The sequence below is a fragment of the Streptococcus mitis genome (genome assembly GCF_047460035.1).
GTDB classification, from domain to species: Bacteria; Bacillota; Bacilli; order Lactobacillales; family Streptococcaceae; genus Streptococcus; species Streptococcus mitis_DW.
The window spans coordinates 142,444-163,302 of sequence record NZ_JASHHB010000002.1 but is presented as its reverse complement, the minus strand read 5'-3'; the positions used below and the strand labels follow the sequence as shown (position 1 = coordinate 163,302).

The window sequence follows — 20,859 nt, the reverse complement described above, 5'->3', positions numbered from 1 at the left end:
TAGAAAGAGGAAAAATCATGAACAGTAAATTTTATAAAATGAGACGAAATCGCATGATTTCAGGAGTTCTGGCAGGTCTGTCAGATAAGTGGAATTTTGATGTAACCCTAGTCCGCTTTCTCTTTGCTATTTTTACCGTGGCAAATTTTGGAATTGGTGTGATTATTTACATCATTCTTGCCTCTATCTTACCAACCAAGGAAGACATAGAAGCCGAAATGTACGGAACAGGACCACGCAAACGCAAAGAAGTCCAAGCTATTGAAGAAAATGATGGATGGTTTTGGTGAGGTAGAAACAGTTATTTTACTGTTAGTCTATGAATTCGACTAATCTATTTTAAAATTTTTGAACCCTTGTATCCGCAAGGGTTTTCTTCTTGCTTTCTTTTTATGGTAAAATATTTTTAATAAAATATCTACATTTCCTCCAATCTTACAAAAATGTAAGATTAAAGTCTCTTTTGTAAGGTTAGGTTATGGCAAGCGGTCTTTTTTTGATGTAAACTAGACTCATAAAGAACAAAGGAGTAACATCATGAAACAAATCTTACATAAGAAAACTAGAAAACCAAGTCACAAAGAAATCGAGCGTGTTCAGCTGGGATGCGCTATGATGCAAGCAACATTTCATTTGATGGGATATTAAGAAAGGAGATTCTCATGACACTTTTAGATGTAAAACACGTTCAAAAAATTTATAAAACTCGTTTTCAGGGCAACCAAGTAGAAGCCCTCAAGGATATTCACTTTACCGTCGAAAAGGGTGACTACGTTGCCATCATGGGTGAGTCTGGTTCTGGTAAATCAACTTTGCTCAATATTCTAGCTATGCTGGATAAACCAACTCGTGGTCAGGTTTACTTGAATGGAACTGACACCGCAACCATTAAAAATTCACAGGCTTCTAGCTTCCGTCGTGAAAAGCTGGGATTTGTCTTCCAAGACTTTAATTTGTTAGATACTCTCTCTGTAAAAGATAATATCTTGCTTCCCCTTGTCTTGTCAAGAAGACCCATTACGGAGATGATGAAGAAATTGGTGGTGACAGCTGAGAATCTGGGAATTAACCAATTGCAAGAGAAGTACCCTTACGAGATTTCAGGTGGGCAAAAACAGCGTGTAGCAGTAGCCCGCGCCATCATCACAGAACCTGAAATTCTCCTTGCGGACGAGCCAACAGGTGCCCTTGATTCCAAGTCCTCTGCAGCCTTACTTGATGTATTTGATGAAATCAATGAGCGCGGCCAAACCATTCTCATGGTAACCCACTCCACAGCAGCAGCTAGCAGGGCCAAACGTGTACTCTTTATCAAGGACGGCATTCTTTATAATCAAATCTACCGTGGAGAGAAGACAGAACGTCAGATGTTCCAAGAGATCTCTGATACCTTGACTGTCATGGCAAGCGAGGTGAATTAGTATGTTTCGATTAACCAATAAGTTAGCGGTATCGAACTTGATTAAAAACCGCAAACTCTACTATCCTTTTGCGCTGGCTGTTCTCTTGGCAGTCACCGTGACCTATCTCTTTTACTCTCTAACCTTTAATCCTAAGATTGCGGAAATCCGTGGAGGAACAACCATTCAGGCTACACTTGGATTTGGTATGTTTGTCGTCACCCTTGCGTCAGCCATTATCGTCCTCTATGCCAATAGTTTTGTCATGAAAAATCGTTCCAAGGAACTGGGAATTTATGGCATGTTGGGATTGGAAAAGCGCCATTTAATCAGTATGACCTTTAAGGAGTTAGTGGTGTTTGGAATTCTAACTGTTGGAGCAGGAATCGGTATTGGAGCCTTGTTTGACAAGTTAATTTTCGCTTTCTTGCTCAAACTGATGAAATTGAAGGTTGAGCTGGTCGCTACCTTCCAAATGAATGTTGTCATTGCAGTACTTGTTGTCTTTGGATTGATTTTCCTATGCCTTATGTTCCTGAATGCCCTTCGAATCGCCCGTATGAATGCCCTCCAGCTCTCGCGTGAGAAAGCAAGCGGAGAGAAAAGAGGTCGTTTCCTACCTCTCCAAACTATTCTTGGTTCCATAAGTTTAGGGATTGGCTATTATCTTGCCCTTACGGTAACCGATCCTCTTACAGCCTTAACAACCTTTTTCCTAGCTGTTTTGCTGGTTATCTTTGGTACTTATCTCTTGTTTAATGCAGGAATTACAGTCTTCCTCCAAATCTTAAAGAAAAACAAGAAATACTATTACCAACCTAATAACCTCATCTCTGTTTCCAACTTGATTTTCCGTATGAAGAAAAATGCGGTTGGACTAGCAACTATCGCTATCTTGTCAACAATGGTTTTGGTAACCATGTCAGCAGCGACAAGCATTTTCAATTCCGCAGAAAGCTTAAAAAAAGTTCTAAATCCGCATGACTTTGGAATTACTGGAAAAAATGTTGAAAAAGAAGATTTGGACAAACTCTTGAGCCAGTTTGCAAGTGACAAAGGTTATAGTGTCAAAGAGAAAGAAGTTCTTCGTTACAGTAACTTTGGTATTGCAAATCAAGAAGGAACCAAGTTAACTATTTTTGAAAAAGGACAAAACCGTGTCCAACCAAAAACAGTTTTCATGGTATTTGACCAAAAAGATTATGAAAATATGACTGGTCAAAAACTGTCTCTATCAGGAAATGAGGTCGGTCTCTTTGCCAAAAATGACGGACTGAAAGGACAGAAAGTACTAACTCTAAATGATCATCAATTTTCTGTCAAAGAAGAATTTAATAAAGATTTTATTGTCAACCATGTCCCAAATCAGTTTAATATTTTGACTACTGATTACAATTACCTTGTTGTACCTAATTTACAAGCCTTTTTGGATCAATTCCCAGATTCGGCTATCTATAATCAGTTTTACGGCGGTATGAATGTAAATATCAGTGAAGAAGAACAACTCAAGGTCGCTGAAGAGTATGAAAAATACCTCAATCAGTTTAATGCTCAATTAAACACAGAAGATAGCTATGTTTATGGTAGCAATCTAGCAGATGCTCGTTCTCAGATGAGTGCCCTCTTTGGTGGTGTCTTTTTTATCGGTATTTTCCTATCCATTATCTTTATGATCGGAACCGTTCTGGTCATCTACTACAAACAAATTTCTGAAGGCTATGAAGACCGTGAACGCTTTATTATCTTGCAGAAAGTCGGTTTGGATCAAAAGCAAATCAAGCAAACCATCAACAAACAGGTTTTAACTGTTTTCTTCCTTCCTTTGCTTTTTGCCTTCATACATCTAGCATTTGCCTACCATATGCTTAGTCTGATTTTAAAAGTAATTGGTGTAATAGATACGACTATGATGTTGACTGTGACCTTGTCTATCTGCGCTATCTTCCTCATCGCCTATGTGCTGATTTTCATGATTACTTCAAGAAGTTATCGCAAGATTGTCCAAATGTAAAAAAGATACCTCGACTTCAAAATCGAGGTATTTCTTGTATTTTATACTCAATGAAAATCAAAAAGCAAACTAGGAAGCTAGCCGCAGGTTGCTCAAAGCACTGCTTTGAGGTTGCAGATAGAACTGACGAAGTCAGTAACCATATATACGGCAAGGCGAAGCTGACGTGGTTTGAAGAGATTTTCGAAGAGTATTAAATGCTGAAAAGTTGTCCTAGCAGAAAGGTAACGCCCATGGTCAAGAGGCCAATAGCCAAGTTTCGAATCATAGCTGTTTTGGTTGGGGCTTTTCCAAGTTTGGCACTAGTGTAACCAGTGAGAAGAAGAGCCACACCGACGATAAGGACAGTAGCAGGTATGCGGTATTCACTTGGGAAAACGGTAATTGAAAGCATTGGTGGTAAGCTACCAAGGAAAAAAGAAATAAAGCTAGAGATAGCAGCATGCCAAGGATTGGTAAACTCTTCATACTCAATCCCATATTTTTCCTCTACCAAAGCCTTAAGCGGATTATTTAAAAAGGCCTTGTTGGTGAGAAGTTGGGCTGATGTTTCACACTCACCATTTTGAATATAGGCAGCATAGAGGGAATTTTTGGCTAGTTCCATATCCTGATCTAGCAAGACTTGCTCACGCGCAACGGCTGCTTCCTCAGTATCTTTTTGAGTTGAAACGGACACATATTCTCCACCAGCCATTGAAAAGGCACCAGCTAAGATAGCTGCAAATCCTGATAAAAAGATAATCCAGATATTGCTTGTAGCACTAGCAACCCCGATAACCACACCAGCAATGGAAATAATCCCATCGTTAGCACCAAGAACACCAGCACGCAGGATATTTAAACGACCTGAAAAATTTGAATCGATTTCGTGATTTGTTTCTGACATACTATTCTCCTTTTTATCCAGTATAAAGGAAAAATATAGGGAAATCAATCTTTTAAAAGTATCTGAAAAAAGTTGCACGATTTTAATTTTACGAGCTTTTTTAAAAGTTAGAAACAGCACTAGCTAGTAGAGAGGGATAAAAGAGAAGCAAAGCTGATAGACTAGTCCTTTTTCTACTTATCTATGGTATAATAGGAGGTAGATTTACTAATCGGAGTAAGAAAGATTTTATGATTAAACTAGTAGCAACGGATATGGACGGAACTTTCCTAGATGGGAATGGACGCTTTGATATGGACCGCCTCAAGTCTCTCTTGGTTTCCTACAAGGAAAAAGGGATATACTTTGCGGTGGCTTCGGGGCGCGGATTTCTATCCTTAGAAAAATTATTTGCTGATGTTCGTGATGATATTATTTTCATTGCGGAAAATGGCAGTTTGGTAGAATATCAAGGTCAAGACTTGTATGAAGCGACTATGTCTCGTGACTTTTATCTGGCGACTTTTGAAAAGCTGAAAACGTCACCTTATGTAGATATCAATAAACTGCTCTTGACGGGTAAGAAGGGTTCTTATGTGCTAGATACGGTTGATGAGATCTATTTGAAAGAGAGCCAGCATTATAATGAAAATATCCAAAAAGTAGCGAGTTTGGAAGATATTACAGATGACATTTTCAAATTTACAACCAACTTCACAGAAGAGACGCTAGAAGCTGGAGAAGATTGGGTAAACGAAAACGTTCCTGGTGTTAAGGCCATGACAACTGGCTTTGAATCTATTGATATTGTTCTGGACTATGTCGATAAGGGAGTGGCTATTGTTGAATTAGCTAAAAAACTTGGCATCACAATGGATCAGGTTATGGCTTTTGGAGACAATCTAAATGACTTGCATATGATGCAGGTTGTGGGACATCCTGTAGCTCCTGAAAATGCACGACCTGAAATTTTAGAATTAGCAGAGACTGTGATTGGTCACCATAAGGACCAGTCGGTTATAGCTTATATGGAGGGCTTATAATGGCAGATATAAAATTGATTGCATTGGACTTGGACGGCACCTTGCTGACTACTGATAAAAGGTTGACGGATCGTACTAAGGCAACCTTGAAAGCTGCGCGTGATCGTGGTATCAAGGTCGTATTAACAACTGGTCGTCCCTTAAAAGCTATGGATTTCTTTCTCCATGAGCTAGGGACTGACGGCCACGAAGATGAGTATACGATTACTTTTAATGGTGGTTTGGTTCAGAAAAATACAGGTGAAATCCTTGATAAGACAGTCTTTTCCTATGATGATGTGGCACGCTTGTATGAGGAAACAGAGAAATTATCACTGCCTCTTGATGCTATCTCAGAAGGAACTGTTTATCAAATTCACTCCGACCAAGAAAGTCTTTATGCCAAATTTAATCCAGCTTTGACTTTTGTTCCAGTGGACTTTGCAGACTTGTCTAGTCAAATGACTTACAATAAGTGCGTGACTGCCTTTGCTCAAGAACCCTTGGATGCAGCCATTCAGAAGATTTCTCCAGAATTGTTTGACCAATATGAGATCTTTAAATCACGTGAAATGTTGCTAGAGTGGTCACCAAAGAATGTTCATAAAGCAACAGGTTTGGCAAAACTAATCAACCATCTCGGAATCAACCAAAGCCAAGTCATGGCCTGTGGTGACGAGGCCAATGACCTCTCTATGATTGAATGGGCGGGACTCGGTGTTGCCATGCAAAATGCTGTTCCTGAAGTCAAGGCAGTCGCAAATGTGGTAACTCCAATGACCAATGATGAGGAAGCTGTCGCCTGGGCTATCGAAGAATATGTGCTAAAGGAGAACTAAGATATGGGATTATTTGACCGTCTATTCGGAAAAAAAGAAGAACCTAAAATCGAAGAAGTTGTAAAAGAAGCTCTGGAAAATCTTGATTTGTCTGAAGAGGTTGAAGAAAAGCAAACGGCTATCGAAGAAACAAGTCAGGAAGAGACAACAAGAGAAAAAGTGGAAGAAACACTTGCTCAAGAAGAACTTCCTCAGATCTCGACAGAAGAAGTTATTGAACCAGAAGTAGTCGAAGAAATGGTTCAAGAAGAAGAATTTAATGAGCTAGAGCAAAGCCAAGAGCATGAAGAATTTTTCGAAGAAGAGAGCCAAGAATCTCTAGAAGCTGGAGAAGAGCAAGCTTTTGAAGTAGCAGAAGAATATCCACAAGCAGAAGAAACTGTTCAGGAAAAATATGATCGCAGTCTTAAGAAAACTCGTACAGGCTTCGGAGCTCGCTTGAATGCCTTCTTTGCTAACTTCCGTTCTGTCGATGAAGACTTCTTCGAAGAATTGGAAGAATTGCTCATCATGAGTGACGTCGGTGTGCAGGTCGCTTCTAACCTAACAGAAGAGCTTCGCTATGAAGCTAAACTCGAAAACGCTAAGAAGCCTGATGCACTTCGCCGTGTCATTATCGAGAAATTGGTTGAACTCTACGAAAAGGATGGCAACTACGATGAACAAATCCATTTCCAAGATGGTTTGACAGTTATGCTCTTCGTCGGTGTGAACGGTGTTGGGAAGACAACTTCTATTGGGAAATTAGCTCATCGTTACAAGCAAGCTGGCAAAAAAGTCATGCTAGTAGCAGCAGATACCTTCCGTGCGGGAGCCGTTGCCCAGCTAGCAGAATGGGGCCGTCGTGTTGATGTTCCTGTTGTGACGGGGCCTGAAAAAGCTGATCCAGCTAGCGTTGTCTTTGATGGGATGGAACGAGCAGTAGCTGAAGGTATCGATATTCTTATGATTGACACCGCTGGTCGTCTGCAAAACAAGGACAACCTCATGGCTGAGCTGGAAAAGATTGGTCGTATTATCAAACGTGTTGTACCAGAAGCACCACATGAAACCTTCTTGGCTCTTGATGCATCAACGGGTCAAAATGCCCTGGTACAGGCCAAAGAATTTTCAAAAATCACGCCATTAACTGGAATTGTCTTGACTAAGATTGATGGAACTGCTCGAGGTGGTGTTGTTCTAGCCATCCGTGAAGAACTCAATATTCCTGTAAAATTGATTGGTTTTGGTGAAAAAATCGATGATATTGGAGAATTTAATTCAGAAAACTTTATGAAGGGTCTCTTGGAAGGCTTAATCTAATTAGAAGTAAAAATCCTGCAAGGTACAAACTTGCAGGATTTTTTGTTATTCTAAACGACCATCTTGACGATAGGCGATATCTGGTTGCCAAGTCCATTTGGCACCGAATTTTTCAAGTAGATCAAAGCTAGCTTGAGGTCCCATGCTTCCAGCTTTATAGTCATGAAGTGGGGCACCATTTTCAGCCCAGAGCTCTTCGATACGGTCAATCAATTTCCATGACGCACCAACTTCATCCCAGTGGCTAAAGTTAGTTGAGTTGTTATTTAAGACATCATAAATCAATTTCTCGTATGGTTCTGGAGAAGCACCAGTTGCGGTCGCATCTGTACGGTAATCAAGTGAGTTGGGAGCCAAGTTGAATTCTTCTCCTACTTGCTTCCCATTTAGGCTAAGAGAGAAGCCTTCTGTTGGTTGGATATAGATGGTCAAGATGTTTGGAGCAAGTGGCTCACCAAAGATAGAATCCATTTGTTTAAAGACGATGTTGACATGAGTTCCTTTTTCAGTTAGACGTTTACCAGTACGGAAGAAGAAAGGAACACCACGGAATCGATCGCTGTCTACAAAGAAGGCACCAGATGCAAAAGTTTCAGTTGTTGATTCTGGATTTACATTTGGTTCGCTACGATAAGAGATATATTTCATGCCATCAATCTTACCAGAGCGGTATTGACCACGGATAAAGTGTTCTTTAAGCTCTTCATCAGTTGGATGATAGAGGTTTTTAAAGACCTTAATCTTTTCAGCACGAATCTCGTCTTTTGTGAAGCTTGCTGGCTTATCCATGGCAAGGAGGGAAAGTAGTTGCAAAGTATGGTTTTGTACCATGTCGCGGAGGGCACCAGATTGGTCATAGTAGCCACCACGTTCTTCTACACCCAAGCGCTCTGCAAAGGTAATTTGAACATTGTCAATAAAGTCCTTATTCCAAACATTTTCAAAAATCAGGTTTGCAAAGCGGACTGCAAAGATGCTTTGGATCATTTCCTTACCAAGATAATGGTCGATACGGAAAATTTGTTCTTCGTCAAATGTTGCTAGGAGCTCGTCATTTAACTTGCTTGCAGTTGCGTAATCTGTACCAAATGGCTTCTCAACGATTAAACGTTCAAAACCTTTACCATCCACAATGTTTTCAGACTTGAGGTGTTTGGCAATAGTTCCAAAGAACTGAGGCGCCATAGACAAGAAGAAGAGCTTGTTGTGTTCAGCTTGGTACTTGTCATTTAGTTCAGCTTGCAATTGACGTAAAGCAATATAGTGCTCTGTATCGTTGACATCATGACTTTGATAGTAGAAGTGACTAGCGAACTCTTGAGCCTGTTCGGTACTATCTGCCAAATCAAGGATCGATTCGACTACAACAGATTCAAAATATTCCTTGCTCCAAGGACGACGAGCAGTTCCAATGACTGCAAAGTGTTCGGAAAGATTGCCGGATTTATATAGTCTAAAAAGGGAAGGGTAGAGCTTGCGTTTAGCCAGGTCTCCACTCGCACCGAAAATTGTAACAATAACCTTAGATGACATCTAGCTACCTAATTTCTATTTTTATTCCTAGTCTTGCTAGGTATGAGGAAATCTCATTTCATAAATTTAATTCTAACATAATTTTCCGAAAAATCAAAAAATCCAATACGAGATAGAAAAAAACTGCAAGGAAATCCTTACAGTTTGAGTTTAGACGTTTAAGACCTTGTCCAAGAACTCTTTCAGACGTGGGTGCTGTGGGTTATCAAAGATTTGATCAGGTGTTCCGTCTTCAAGGAATTCACCATCTGCAGTAAAGATAACGCGGTTGGCAACCTGACGGGCAAATCCCATCTCATGGGTTACGATAATCATGGTCATACCTTGCTCAGCCAATTCTTTCATAACGTTTAGTACGTCTCCAACCATCTCAGGGTCAAGGGCAGAAGTTGGTTCATCAAAGAGCATGATGTCTGGATTCATTGCTAGTCCACGAGCGATAGCCACACGTTGTTTTTGACCACCTGATAGGCTATCTGGATTAGCATTAGCTTTATCTGCTAGCCCAACCTTCTCAAGCAACTCCATTCCCAATTTCTCAGCTTCTTCCCTAGTCATCAACTTGTGCTCGATAGGAGCAAAAGTAATGTTGTCCAATACAGACATATGAGGGAAGAGGTTAAAGTGTTGGAACACCATTCCGATATTTTCACGAACGTGGTCAACGTTGGTTGTTTTTTCAGTTAAGTCATAGCCGTTCACAGTGATGTGACCGCTCGTAACTTCTTCTAGAAGATTAAGGCTACGGAGGAAGGTCGACTTACCAGATCCTGAAGGACCGATGATACAAACAACATCTCCTTCATAGAATTTAGTTGTGATTCCTTTTAGAACCTCATTTTTTCCATAGTGCTTGTGTAAATCATTTACATCAATTTTTAATTTTGCCATTAACGAATCCTCTTTTCTAAGCGTTTCGCTAGTCTAGTCAAAAGTGTGATAATTACAAGATAGAAGATAGCAAGGATTGCATACATCTTGAAACTTTGGTAGTTACGGGCAATGATAATCTTACCAGTTTGGAAGAGTTCAACCAAACCGATAGCAGATACGATGGTTGTATCTTTAAGAGCGATAACGAATTGGTTAACAAAGTTTGGCAACATTAATTTAGTTGCTTGTGGCAAGATAATCTTACGCATGGTTTTTCCATAAGAGATACCCAAGCTTCGGCTGGCTTCCATTTGCCCAACTGGAACGGCCTGAATACCACCACGAACGATTTCAGCGATATAAGCGGCTGCATTGAGAGATAGGGCAATAGTACCAGCTACAAAGTCGTTAATTGGACTTTGTTGGCCTGTGATCGATTCGATGAAATTTGGAATTCCCCAGAAAATGAAGGCTGCAAGAATCATCAATGGAATACCACGGATAACGTCAACGAAAATCTCAGAGATCACACGAAGAGATTTGTAGGGGCTAACGCTAAACATACCGAAGATAATCCCGATAACAATAGCAATAGCAAATGAGATAAGAGCTAGAGCAAGAGTGATACCAAGCCCGCTAAGGAGTTGTTTGTAGTTGTTTTGAAGCAAGCCCCAGATAGTTGTCTCATCAACAGTGCTTGTTGAAGCAGTTGATGATTCGCTAGCTAGATATTTATCAAGAATCTTTTGGAATTCTCCGTTTGCTTTAAGGTTTGCAAGTCCGTTGTTGAACATTTCAATCAATTCTGGATTTGCTCCTTTTTTAACAGCAAAGGCTGTTTCACCGATAGGAGTTCCAGCGATTGGGGTTTTTAATTTTTGACCTTGGCTGATAGAATATTTGAGAACAGGTTCATCATCCATAACGGCATCAATGGCACCAGTGTTTAAACTGTCATACATTGAAGAACCATCAGCGAAGGTTTTGATTTTGTAACCGTATTTGCTTTGATTTTCTGTTAGGAAGGTTTGAGAAGCAGTTCCGTTTTTAACACCGACCGTCTTTCCTTTTAAATCTTCATAAGAAGCAATATTGCTTGATTCTTTGACACCAAGGATAGTATTGGCAGTGTAGTAGGATTCTGAGAAGTCAAAAGTTGCCTTACGAGCATCTGTGACAGACATACCAGCAATGATACCATCAGCTTGTCCAGCTTGAACAGCACTGATAGCGGCATCAAAACCAGGGTTGGTGATTTCAATTTCGAAACCTTGGTCTTTAGCGATTGCCTTAATCAATTCCATATCAATACCAGTAAATTGGTTGCTTGAATTTTGGAAAACAAAAGGTGCAAAAGAAGAATCACTGGCAATGATGTATTTAGCTTTAACAGGAATGGCTTTTAATCCTGCTAGAGTAGTTGTAGTTGGCACTGCTGAAGATGATGAAGCAGTCCATTTCTTGATGATTTTATCAAGACTACCATCTTTTTTCATTTCAGCCAAGGCTTGGTTAAATTCAGTAACTAGGTACTCGTATTTGCTACCTTTTTTCACACCGAAAGCAAAGCTACCTACAGCTTCACCATCCATTTCAATATGAAGGTCTTGCCCTTGGTTAATGGCATACTCGATAACAGGTTTGTCATCCATCATGGCATCGATGGCACCAGCACTCAAGCTGTTGTTCATCAAATCACTAGTGTCAAATGTTTTAATAGTAAAGCCGTATTTATCTTTGATTGTTTCAAGAAAACGTTGAGCAGCAGTTCCGTTTTTAACACCAACAGTTTTACCTTTTAATTGGTCATACTGACTAATCTTGTGTGACTTTGTAGTTGCAATGACAACTTTTGTATCATAGTAAGTATCAGACATAGTGAAAACTTTTTCACGTTCTGTAGTTTTTGTCATTCCAGCCATGATTGCATCAGCTTGACCAGCTTGAACCGCATTTACCGCTGCATCAAATCCAGGATAGGACATCTGAATGTTCCATCCTTTAATCTCAGCGACTTTGTTGATAATGTCAACATCAATTCCTTTATAAGTTTGATCTGAATCTTTAAACTCAAAAGGTGCATAGGCGGTATCAGACACAATCTTAATCGTCTCTGCTTTCGCAATACCTAATGAGAAAATTGGGAATAAAATTAGCAAAAATGCTAGAAATCTTTTCTTCATTTTTAGTCTCCTTTTCCGAATATTTTACCATTATAGCAAAAAAAATAAAAAAAGGCAAATTTTTATATTTTCGTGTTAGAAAATATAACATCTATATTTTCTTTTCCTTCTTGAATTGCTACTTTAAAGTGCTATAATAATAGTATATAGTAGAAGAAAAGAGGACAGGAATATGAAGAACAAAAGAATATTTAAAGACTTCCAAGCTTCCAAAATGCGGTTAAACCTTTACACAAGCCCCTTGTTAGCCTTTGCTTTTGTCTTCATAGGAGAGTTTGTGGCTTATACTCTGTATGGTATTAGTTTGTTAGCTCTCATCGGACTTGCTAGAAATTTTGGAGAGGCTGGTCAAAATCTTGCAACCTATTTGCAGACATTGCAACAGAGCTTGATGGATAAAACAAGTGACTTTCGTTTAATTTTAGAATTGCTGGCCTTTGGTTTCGTTCTCAACACTGTGTTCAGATGGACTAGAAAAGTTGAGAAAAGACCTATTCGAACTTTAGGATTTTATAAAGAAAATTTCCTCAGTAATCTTCTTAAGGGATTTGGTTTAGGTCTGGCACTTTTTCTTCTGACCTTGTTAGGTTTAGTAGCATTAGGGCAATATCGTTTTGAGTCTATTCACTTGAATCCTTATTCGCTTACCGTTGTTGTCTTTACTATCCCTTTTTGGATTTTACAGGGGACAACAGAAGAAGTGGTAGCCCGTGCTTGGCTCCTTCCTCAATTGGCCTCAAGAACCAATCTAAAACTTGCTGTTCTTATATCTAGCCTATTCTTTACTCTGCTTCATATGGGCAATTCTGGTCTAACACCACTATCTTTAGTAAATCTCTTCTTATTCGGAGTTGCCATGTCACTTTACCTCCTCAAAACAGATACAGTTTGGGGTGTTGCAGGTATTCATGGGGCCTGGAATTTTGCTCAAGGCAATCTCTGTGGGATTTTAGTTAGTGGTCAGCAGTCAGGAACATCGCTGATGACCTTTTTACCACAAGGTAATCAAGATTGGCTATCAGGTGGTTCTTTTGGCATAGAAGGTTCTATCATGACAAGTCTGGTCTTGCTACTGCTGATTCTCTACCTCGTCTATCAATTAAAGAAAGAAAATGAAAGGATGTGACTTCGATCCGTCCTTTTCTTCGTGAAAATGCTATAAGTATGCTAAAATAGGAATAGCATATCGAGAGAGGATTCTTATGATCAATCGTATTACAGATAATCAATTTAAACTAGTATCAAAATACCAACCTTCAGGAGATCAACCACAAGCTATCGAGCAGTTGGTTGATAATATCGAGGGTGGAGAAAAAGCTCAGATTCTGATGGGAGCGACCGGAACAGGGAAGACCTATACCATGAGTCAAGTCATTTCCAAAGTCAATAAACCAACTCTGGTTATTGCCCACAATAAAACTCTAGCAGGCCAGCTCTATGGAGAATTTAAGGAATTTTTCCCTGAAAATGCTGTTGAGTACTTCGTATCCTACTATGATTATTACCAACCTGAGGCCTATGTCCCTTCTAGCGATACCTATATTGAAAAGGATAGCTCTGTCAATGATGAGATTGACAAACTTCGTCACTCAGCGACTTCAGCCCTTCTGGAGCGTAATGATGTTATCGTCGTAGCTTCCGTTTCTTGTATCTATGGTTTGGGTTCGCCCAAGGAATACGCTGATAGTGTCGTTAGTCTCCGTCCAGGCCTTGAAATTTCTCGTGATAAACTCTTGAATGACTTGGTCGATATTCAGTTTGAGCGAAATGATATTGATTTCCAACGGGGAAGATTTCGCGTTCGTGGGGATGTAGTGGAGATTTTCCCAGCCTCTCGTGATGAGCATGCCTTTCGAGTAGAATTTTTTGGAGACGAAATTGACCGTATTCGTGAGGTTGAAGCTTTGACGGGTCAGGTCTTGGGAGAAGTGGATCATTTGGCTATTTTCCCAGCTACTCACTTTGTGACCAATGACGACCATATGGAAGTTGCTATTGCCAAGATTCAAGCAGAATTAGAAGAGCAACTAGTTATCTTTGAAAAGGAAGGCAAATTGCTTGAAGCGCAACGCTTGAAACAGAGGACTGAGTATGATATCGAAATGCTCCGTGAGATGGGCTATACCAACGGGGTTGAAAACTACTCACGCCATATGGATGGGCGTAGCGAAGGTGAGCCTCCGTATACCCTTCTTGACTTTTTCCCAGATGATTTCTTAATCATGATTGACGAGAGCCACATGACTATGGGACAAATCAAGGGCATGTACAATGGTGACCGTTCGCGTAAGGAAATGCTAGTTAATTATGGTTTCCGTTTGCCGTCAGCCTTGGACAATCGTCCCCTCCGTCGTGAAGAGTTTGAAAGTCATGTGCATCAGATTGTCTACGTTTCAGCGACACCTGGCGACTATGAAAATGAACAGACCGAGACAGTGATTGAGCAAATCATTCGACCAACAGGTCTTTTGGATCCTGAGGTGGAAGTACGTCCGACTATGGGACAGATTGATGACCTCTTAGGTGAAATTAATGCCCGTGTTGAAAAGAATGAGCGTACCTTTATTACCACTTTAACCAAGAAAATGGCAGAAGATTTGACCGACTATTTCAAGGAAATGGGTATCAAGGTCAAGTACATGCACTCGGATATCAAGACCTTGGAGCGGACAGAGATTATCCGTGACCTGCGCTTGGGTGTCTTTGATGTTTTGGTTGGAATCAACCTCCTTCGTGAAGGAATTGACGTTCCTGAAGTGAGTCTCGTAGCTATTCTCGATGCCGACAAGGAAGGATTCCTTCGTAATGAACGTGGCCTTATCCAGACCATTGGTCGTGCTGCCCGTAACAGTGAAGGGCATGTCATCATGTATGCGGACACTGTGACTCAGTCTATGCAACGTGCTATCGATGAAACAGCTCGCCGTCGGAAAATTCAGATGGCCTATAATGAAGAACACGGTATTGTGCCTCAGACAATCAAGAAAGAAATCCGTGACCTGATTGCTGTGACCAAGGCAGTTGCTAAGGAAGAAGACAAGGAAGTCGATATCAATAGCCTCAACAAACAAGAACGCAAAGAACTCGTCAAGAAACTTGAAAAACAAATGCAAGAAGCAGTTGAAGTGCTTGACTTTGAACTAGCAGCTCAGATTCGTGATATGATGCTGGAAGTCAAGGCGTTGGATTAGGGGAATTTTATGAATATTTTAGTTATTAATGGACATCCTGATAAAGAAAGTTACTGCCAAGCAATTTTTCAAACGATTGTAGAAAATATAGACTCAAAGAGACATGAACTTGAAATGATTAATCTTAATGAGGAAGAGTTTGATCCTGTTTTACGTTATGGTTATCGACAAAGGATGGAGGACGATCCGTTTATTCTACGATCTCAGGAATTAATTCAGTGGGCAGATCATTTCATTTTTGTTTATCCAATTTGGTGGAGTAGTATGCCTAGTCTATTGAAGGGGTGGATTGATCGTGTTTTTACGCCAGGCATTGCATACTCAGCAAATAATCGAGGAAGCTTTATTTTGAACTACTTGAGAGGTAATCAGTTTAAAAAGTTACTAAAAGGAAAAACAGCTAGTATTTATGCAACCTCCATGGCACCAACTTGGTGGTACAAAGTATTTTCAGGTCCGATTAATATTCCAGACAGTTATGGAATATCAGTATTAAAGAATGCTGTCCTGAATCATTGCGGTATCAAAACAAAGAGGGTTTCAATCTTAGGAGAGTTAGGACGTGAAGTGAATACAAGTTCAACAAGAGAAAAATTTCTACAAAAAGTAGCAAAGGAAGTCAGACTGTTGGATTAAGGAGAAGAAAATAAATGACGGTTGTTATCAAATCAATGGAAACTCCTGAAGAGATAGAAAGTAAATCTCTCGTTCACTGGAAAGCGTGGAGAGAGGCTTATGACGACCTTTTGCCTGCAGAATTTCAGGAGACAATGACATTGGAAAGGTGTCGATTCTTTAGTCAAAAGTATCCAGAAAATACATTGATTGCGATAGATGGCATGAAGGTAGTTGGTTTTATCAGTTATGGAAACTTTCGTGATGAGACTATTCAAGCTGGTGAAATTATTGCTTTATATGTTTTAAAAGACTATTATGGAAAAGGTATCGCACAAAAGTTAGTTAGAGCAGCTTTGACTGCTCTTAATCATTTTTCTGAAATTTTCTTATGGGTATTGAAAGATAATAAGCGAGCCATAGCTTTCTATCAAAAAATGGTTTTTACTTTTGATGGACAAGAAAAGATGCTTGAACTTGGAAAGCCCATAAAGGAAAAACGTATGGTATTCTATTCTAAATAATTTTACAAAGTAGAAGCTAATGGCACTGGTGCAAGTCTGAAAATTTAATAAATTAGAAAGTGAGTAAATTTATGTCCCGTTCCCAATTAACGATTTTAACAAATATTTGTCTGATTGAAGATCTCGAAACCCAGCGCGTGGTTATGCAGTATCGCTCTTCTGAAACCAATCGCTGGTCTGGTTATGCCTTTCCAGGAGGTCATGTAGAAAATGGTGAGGCTTTTGCGGAGTCTGTCATTCGTGAAATCTACGAAGAAACAGGGTTGACTATCCAAAATCCTCAACTTGTCGGCATTAAAAATTGGCCTCTGGATACAGGCGGGCGCTATATCGTCTTTTGTTATAAGGCGACTGAGTTCTCTGGTACCCTTCGCTCTTCAGATGAAGGAGAAGTTTCTTGGGTGCAAAAAGACCAGATTCCAAACTTGGATCTGGCCTATGATATGCTACCTTTGATGGAGATGATGGAAGCTCCTGACAAGTCAGAGTTTTTCTACCGCCACAGTACAGAAGACGATTGGGAAAAGAAAATTTTCTAGTCTTTTACTAAATAACCGAGTTGATCCAAGGCCTCCTCGATATAGTGGAGGTCTTGTTGTGTTTCGTATCTAATAGTAATAGGAGATTAGTAAAAACATGTGTACTCTGAAATAAATTTAAAATATTTCTAAAAAAGTATTGACAAAACAAAAGAAAACGCTTACTATATAAATAAGGGAACGGTTCCACAATAAAAAGGAGGAGTGATGACTACAATAAAACAGGTTGCTGAAGAAGCCGGAGTATCAAAGTCAACAGTTTCAAGATATATTTCGAAAAAAGGCTATGTCGGAGATGATGCGAGAGAAAAGATAAAAAATGCTATCAAGAAATTAAATTACACACCAAATGTATTAGCACAATCTTTAAAAACTAAAAAAAATCAAATGGTAGGACTCTTATTGCCAGATATTTCTAATCCGTTCTTCCCAAGATTGGTTCGAGGAGCCGAATCATATTTGAAAGATAAAGGTTATAGGATTATGGTTGGTACTATTTCAGATCATGATTCGTTAGAAGAATATATAAACCTTTTGTTAAAAACAAATGCAGCTGGTATTATAACAACCCTTGACTTTACAAAGGAATTTCCAAATCTAACATTACCTGTTGTTGTGGTTGACCGGATTAGTAAAGATACAGGCTATGGTGTTTTTTCTGATAATCAGTTGGGTGGACGTTTGGCTGCTAAAGCAATTTGGAATGCTGGCGCTGAGCAGGTTATGATCATCAAAGTTTTAGATGATAAAGCTGAGAATATTGTGGAACGATTTGAAGCAAGTTTAAACTATTTGAGGAATAAAAATTTAGAAATTTGTATTGAAGAAAGTGAAACTTTTGACTTTGAAAAAATTCAAAAAGAAGCTAAAGAGAATCTAAAAAGAAATCCAAATATTGATAGTATTATAGCACCTTCTGATATTCATGCGATAGCTTATATTCATGAAATTTTAGCAATTGGGAAAAAAATTCCAGATGATATTCAAATCATTGGTTATGATGATATTGTACTTAGTCAATTTATTTATCCTTCTTTATCAACTATCCACCAATCATCATATAAAATGGGAGAACAGGCTGCAAAGCTAATCTATAATATGGCAAATAAGTTCTCTATAGATGAAGCTAAAATTAAACTCCCTGTTAGGTACATAGAAAGAAATACATTAAGGAGAAAGAAATGAGTAAAATTGTTGTTGTTGGAAGCATTTCAATGGACTTAGTTATGAGAACAAAAAGGATTCCAGAAGGAGGTGAAACGATTTTTGGCGATTCATTTAATATAGTTCCAGGTGGAAAAGGTGCAAATCAAGCTGTAGCTATTGGTAGATTATCCAGTGTTGAAGATAATATTTACATATTTGGGAACGTAGGAGAAGATATTTTTTCAGCAGATTTATTAAGTAATCTGCAAAATAATGATATTTCTACAGCATATGTGGGAACGATACCACAGTCTACAGGAGTTGCACAAATTACTTTATATGGAGGTGATAATAGGATTATTTATTATCCCGGAGCTAATAATTTAGTTAAAACAAATGATTGGAAAAATGAGTGGAAATTACTTAGTGATGCAAGTATTGTTGTATTACAGAATGAAATACCACATGAAGCCAACTTATCTATAGCTAAATTTTGCCAAGAAAATCAAGTTAAGGTTCTTTACAATCCTGCACCAGCTAGAGAAACAGACAAAGAGATGATTCCTTTTTGTGATTTTATTACTCCTAACGAGCACGAATGTTCAGAGCTTTTTCCAGATAAGAAATTAGAAGAAATTATTAAAATTTATCCTAATAAAATGATTGTGACATTAGGAGTTGAAGGTTCTATTTATTATGATGGGACAGCAGTTAAGAAAATTCCTGCTATAAAAGCAGAAGTAGTTGATACTACAGGAGCAGGAGATACGTTTAATGGTGCTTTTGCTTATGCTATCTCAAAAGGAAAAGAGATGGATATTGCATTGTCCTTTGCAACGATTGCTTCACATCTTTCTGTTCAAAGATTTGGAGCGCAAGGAGGTATGCCGAGTTTGAAAGAAATAAAGGAGCATTCAGGATATGAAGAAATATGGGATTTTAAATAGTAATATAGCGAAACTAGCTGATGATTTAGGTCATATGGATTTGGTTTGTATCGGAGATTTAGGATTGCCAGTTCCAAAAGGTGTTGATAAAATTGATTTAGCATTAAGAAAAGGTAGTCCAAGTTTTTTAGAAGTTTTAAAAGAATATTCAGATCATGTACTTATTGAAAAAATTTTCTTAGCAGAAGAAATTAAGGAAAAAAACAAAGAACAGTGGCAAGCAGTTCTAGATCTTTTAGGATCGAATATAATTATTGAATATATTAGTCATGAAGAATTGAAAGCTATGAATACTAAAGTTAAGGCAGTTATTCGCACTGGGGAAGATACACCATATTCGAATATAATCTTGCAATCAGGAGTTATTATTTAGAAGGGGGTTGCCTATGAAAATTGAAATGAAGAATATTTCAAAATCTTTTGGGAATAATCGTGTTTTAGAAAGTATTGATTTGGTTCTTAATTCAGGAGAAGTTCATGCTTTAATGGGGGAGAATGGCGCAGGCAAATCAACCTTAATGAATATTTTAACTGGACTTTTTCCAGCTACTTCAGGAACTATTTTTATTGATGGAAAAGAAAAAACATTTTCTAATCCTCAAGAGGCAGAACGGTTTGGACTGAGTTTTATTCATCAGGAAATGAATACTTGGCCAGATATGACTGTACTTGATAATCTTTTTTTAGGAAGAGAAATTAAAAATTCGATTGGGTTTCTAGATAAAGTTAGTATGGAAAGGAAAGCTAAAGAAGCATTTAAACGTCTTAATATCTCTATTCCTCTCGATGCAATCATTGGTCAATTATCAGTCGGACAACAACAAATGATAGAAATAGCAAAATGTTTATTATCAGAAGTTTCCTTGTTAATTATGGATGAACCCACAGCAGCTTTAACTGATCGTGAAACTGAAACACTTTTTAAAGTGATAGAAGGATTAAAATCTGATGGTGTAGGTATTGTGTATATTTCACATCGGATGGAAGAAATCTTTAAGATCACAGATCTTATAACTGTTATGAGGGATGGGTTTGTAATTGATACCAAGAAAACGAAGTTTACTAATGCAGATGAATTAGTTCAGAAGATGGTAGGCCGTGAATTAGAAGATTATTATCCAGAAAAAAAGGCTGAGATTGGGAATATTGTTTTTCAAGCTAAGAATCTTTCTGGTGATGCTTTTACGGATATTTCTTTCTATGTACGTCAAGGGGAAATTCTTGGTTTTTCTGGTTTGATGGGTGCTGGTCGTACTGAAATAATGCGAGCAATTTTTGGAATTGATTCTTTAAAATCTGGTCAAATTATAATAAACGGAGAACAACTGATAATTAAAAATCCTTTTGAAGCAATTAAGCATGGAATTGGTTTCTTAACAGAAGATCGTAAAGATGAGGGATTGATTTTAGATTTTTCTATTAAAGATAATATGACTTTACCTAGTACTCGTGATTTTGTTAAAAATGGCATTTTCGATAATAAAACAAGTGGTATATTTGTACAACGCTTAATTGATAGGTTACAAATTAAATCAGGTTATCCAGATAAGGAAGTTGGGACACTTTCTGGTGGTAATCAACAGAAAGTAGTTTTAGCAAAATGGATAGGTATTGCACCAAAAGTACTGATTTTAGATGAGCCAACTCGTGGGGTAGATGTTGGAGCTAAGCGTGAAATTTACCAATTAATGAATGAATTAGCTGAACGAGGTGTACCGATTATTATGGTCTCTTCAGATTTACCAGAAGTGATTGGAGTCAGTGATCGCATTATGGTCATGCATGAAGGTAGAATTAGTGGGGAATTAACACGTCGAGAAGCTACACAAGAAAAAGTTATGCAACTAGCTACAGGAGGACAATAGT

Annotated in this window: 19 protein-coding genes and 1 pseudogene; 15 read left to right on the top strand and 5 right to left on the bottom strand. The window is 38.5% G+C overall.

Annotated elements, in window-relative coordinates:
* Window positions 1-17: 17 nt before the first annotated feature.
* From QM956_RS02605 to QM956_RS02595, 3 genes are all read left to right on the top strand, one after another.
* Window positions 18-290 carry a PspC domain-containing protein gene (locus tag QM956_RS02605; protein WP_414302187.1) on the top strand — a complete coding sequence of 91 codons (273 nt, stop codon included), beginning with the start codon at window positions 18-20 and terminating at the stop codon, window positions 288-290.
* Between the two features lie 372 nt (window positions 291-662).
* Entirely contained in the window at window positions 663-1,421 is a 759-nt protein-coding gene (locus QM956_RS02600; protein ID WP_000173372.1) for an ABC transporter ATP-binding protein, read from the top strand.
* Window position 1,422: 1 nt separating this feature from the next.
* Entirely contained in the window at window positions 1,423-3,411 is a 1,989-nt protein-coding gene (locus tag QM956_RS02595) for an ABC transporter permease (protein WP_261015655.1), read from the top strand.
* Window positions 3,412-3,604: 193 nt separating this feature from the next.
* On the opposite strand, the gene QM956_RS02590 is transcribed toward QM956_RS02595, so the two are convergent.
* Entirely contained in the window at window positions 3,605-4,300 is a 696-nt protein-coding gene (locus tag QM956_RS02590; RefSeq protein ID WP_153199044.1) for a VIT1/CCC1 transporter family protein, read from the bottom strand.
* Window positions 4,301-4,530: 230 nt separating this feature from the next.
* Between QM956_RS02590 and QM956_RS02585 the strand changes: the two genes are divergently transcribed.
* From QM956_RS02585 to ftsY, 3 genes are read left to right on the top strand one after another with little or no spacing between them, the layout of a single operon-like run.
* A complete protein-coding gene (locus tag QM956_RS02585; protein WP_125443175.1) occupies window positions 4,531-5,322 on the top strand; it encodes a Cof-type HAD-IIB family hydrolase in 792 nt (263 codons plus the stop codon).
* Entirely contained in the window at window positions 5,322-6,140 is an 819-nt protein-coding gene (locus tag QM956_RS02580; protein ID WP_414302186.1) for a Cof-type HAD-IIB family hydrolase, read from the top strand. Before QM956_RS02585 ends, QM956_RS02580 begins: the two co-directional genes overlap by 1 nt.
* A 3-nt stretch (window positions 6,141-6,143) precedes the next feature.
* Window positions 6,144-7,442: a signal recognition particle-docking protein FtsY gene (gene ftsY / locus QM956_RS02575; protein ID WP_414302185.1), complete on the top strand. Its 1,299-nt coding sequence runs from the start codon at window positions 6,144-6,146 to the stop codon at window positions 7,440-7,442.
* A gap of 45 nt (window positions 7,443-7,487) precedes the next feature.
* Here the strand turns inward: ftsY and zwf are convergent, their stop codons facing one another.
* The 3 genes from zwf to QM956_RS02560 form a co-directional block, all read right to left on the bottom strand.
* Window positions 7,488-8,975 carry a glucose-6-phosphate dehydrogenase gene (gene zwf / locus QM956_RS02570; protein ID WP_049501794.1) on the bottom strand — a complete coding sequence of 496 codons (1,488 nt, stop codon included), beginning with the start codon at window positions 8,973-8,975 and terminating at the stop codon, window positions 7,488-7,490.
* Between the two features lie 150 nt (window positions 8,976-9,125).
* Window positions 9,126-9,866, bottom strand: coding sequence for an amino acid ABC transporter ATP-binding protein (locus tag QM956_RS02565; protein WP_023946889.1), 741 nt, complete (start codon window positions 9,864-9,866; stop codon window positions 9,126-9,128).
* On the bottom strand, window positions 9,866-12,031 hold the full coding sequence (locus tag QM956_RS02560) for an ABC transporter substrate-binding protein/permease (RefSeq protein ID WP_414302184.1): 2,166 nt from the start codon (window positions 12,029-12,031) through the stop codon (window positions 9,866-9,868). The genes QM956_RS02565 and QM956_RS02560 overlap by 1 nt, the downstream gene beginning before the upstream one ends.
* A gap of 172 nt (window positions 12,032-12,203) precedes the next feature.
* Between QM956_RS02560 and QM956_RS02555 the strand changes: the two genes are divergently transcribed.
* From QM956_RS02555 to QM956_RS02535, 5 genes are all read left to right on the top strand, one after another.
* Window positions 12,204-13,157, top strand: coding sequence for a CPBP family intramembrane glutamic endopeptidase (locus QM956_RS02555; protein ID WP_414302183.1), 954 nt, complete (start codon window positions 12,204-12,206; stop codon window positions 13,155-13,157).
* 76 nt (window positions 13,158-13,233) lie between these two features.
* Window positions 13,234-15,222: an excinuclease ABC subunit UvrB gene (gene uvrB, locus QM956_RS02550; RefSeq protein WP_261056311.1), complete on the top strand. Its 1,989-nt coding sequence runs from the start codon at window positions 13,234-13,236 to the stop codon at window positions 15,220-15,222.
* Between the two features lie 9 nt (window positions 15,223-15,231).
* Complete coding sequence (locus QM956_RS02545; protein WP_024057962.1) at window positions 15,232-15,858, top strand: NAD(P)H-dependent oxidoreductase; 627 nt, start codon at window positions 15,232-15,234, stop codon at window positions 15,856-15,858.
* A 14-nt stretch (window positions 15,859-15,872) separates the two neighbouring features.
* Entirely contained in the window at window positions 15,873-16,361 is a 489-nt protein-coding gene (locus tag QM956_RS02540) for a GNAT family N-acetyltransferase (protein WP_004254187.1), read from the top strand.
* A gap of 71 nt (window positions 16,362-16,432) precedes the next feature.
* Window positions 16,433-16,900: an 8-oxo-dGTP diphosphatase gene (locus tag QM956_RS02535; protein ID WP_049501790.1), complete on the top strand. Its 468-nt coding sequence runs from the start codon at window positions 16,433-16,435 to the stop codon at window positions 16,898-16,900.
* On the opposite strand, the pseudogene QM956_RS02530 reads toward QM956_RS02535, so the two are convergent.
* A pseudogene (locus tag QM956_RS02530) lies at window positions 16,897-16,974 on the bottom strand (DNA-binding transcriptional regulator); the annotation flags it as partial. The gene QM956_RS02535 and the pseudogene QM956_RS02530 overlap by 4 nt on opposite strands.
* A 133-nt stretch (window positions 16,975-17,107) precedes the next feature.
* On the opposite strand from QM956_RS02530, the gene QM956_RS02525 reads away from it, so the two are divergent.
* The 4 genes from QM956_RS02525 to QM956_RS02510 are packed head-to-tail and all read left to right on the top strand — an operon-like array spanning window position 17,108 to window position 20,858.
* Window positions 17,108-18,085 (top strand): LacI family DNA-binding transcriptional regulator, encoded by a 978-nt coding sequence (locus QM956_RS02525; protein ID WP_000207598.1) that lies wholly within the window; start codon window positions 17,108-17,110, stop codon window positions 18,083-18,085.
* On the top strand, window positions 18,082-18,993 hold the full coding sequence (gene rbsK, locus QM956_RS02520) for a ribokinase (RefSeq protein WP_414302182.1): 912 nt from the start codon (window positions 18,082-18,084) through the stop codon (window positions 18,991-18,993). Before QM956_RS02525 ends, rbsK begins: the two co-directional genes overlap by 4 nt.
* The gene (gene rbsD / locus QM956_RS02515) at window positions 18,968-19,366 is read left to right on the top strand and encodes a D-ribose pyranase (protein WP_000759835.1); all 399 of its coding nucleotides are present in this window, start codon (window positions 18,968-18,970) and stop codon (window positions 19,364-19,366) included. The genes rbsK and rbsD overlap by 26 nt, the downstream gene beginning before the upstream one ends.
* 13 nt (window positions 19,367-19,379) lie before the next feature.
* A complete protein-coding gene (locus QM956_RS02510; RefSeq protein ID WP_033687065.1) occupies window positions 19,380-20,858 on the top strand; it encodes a sugar ABC transporter ATP-binding protein in 1,479 nt (492 codons plus the stop codon).
* The last annotated feature ends 1 nt before the right edge of the window (window position 20,859 follow it).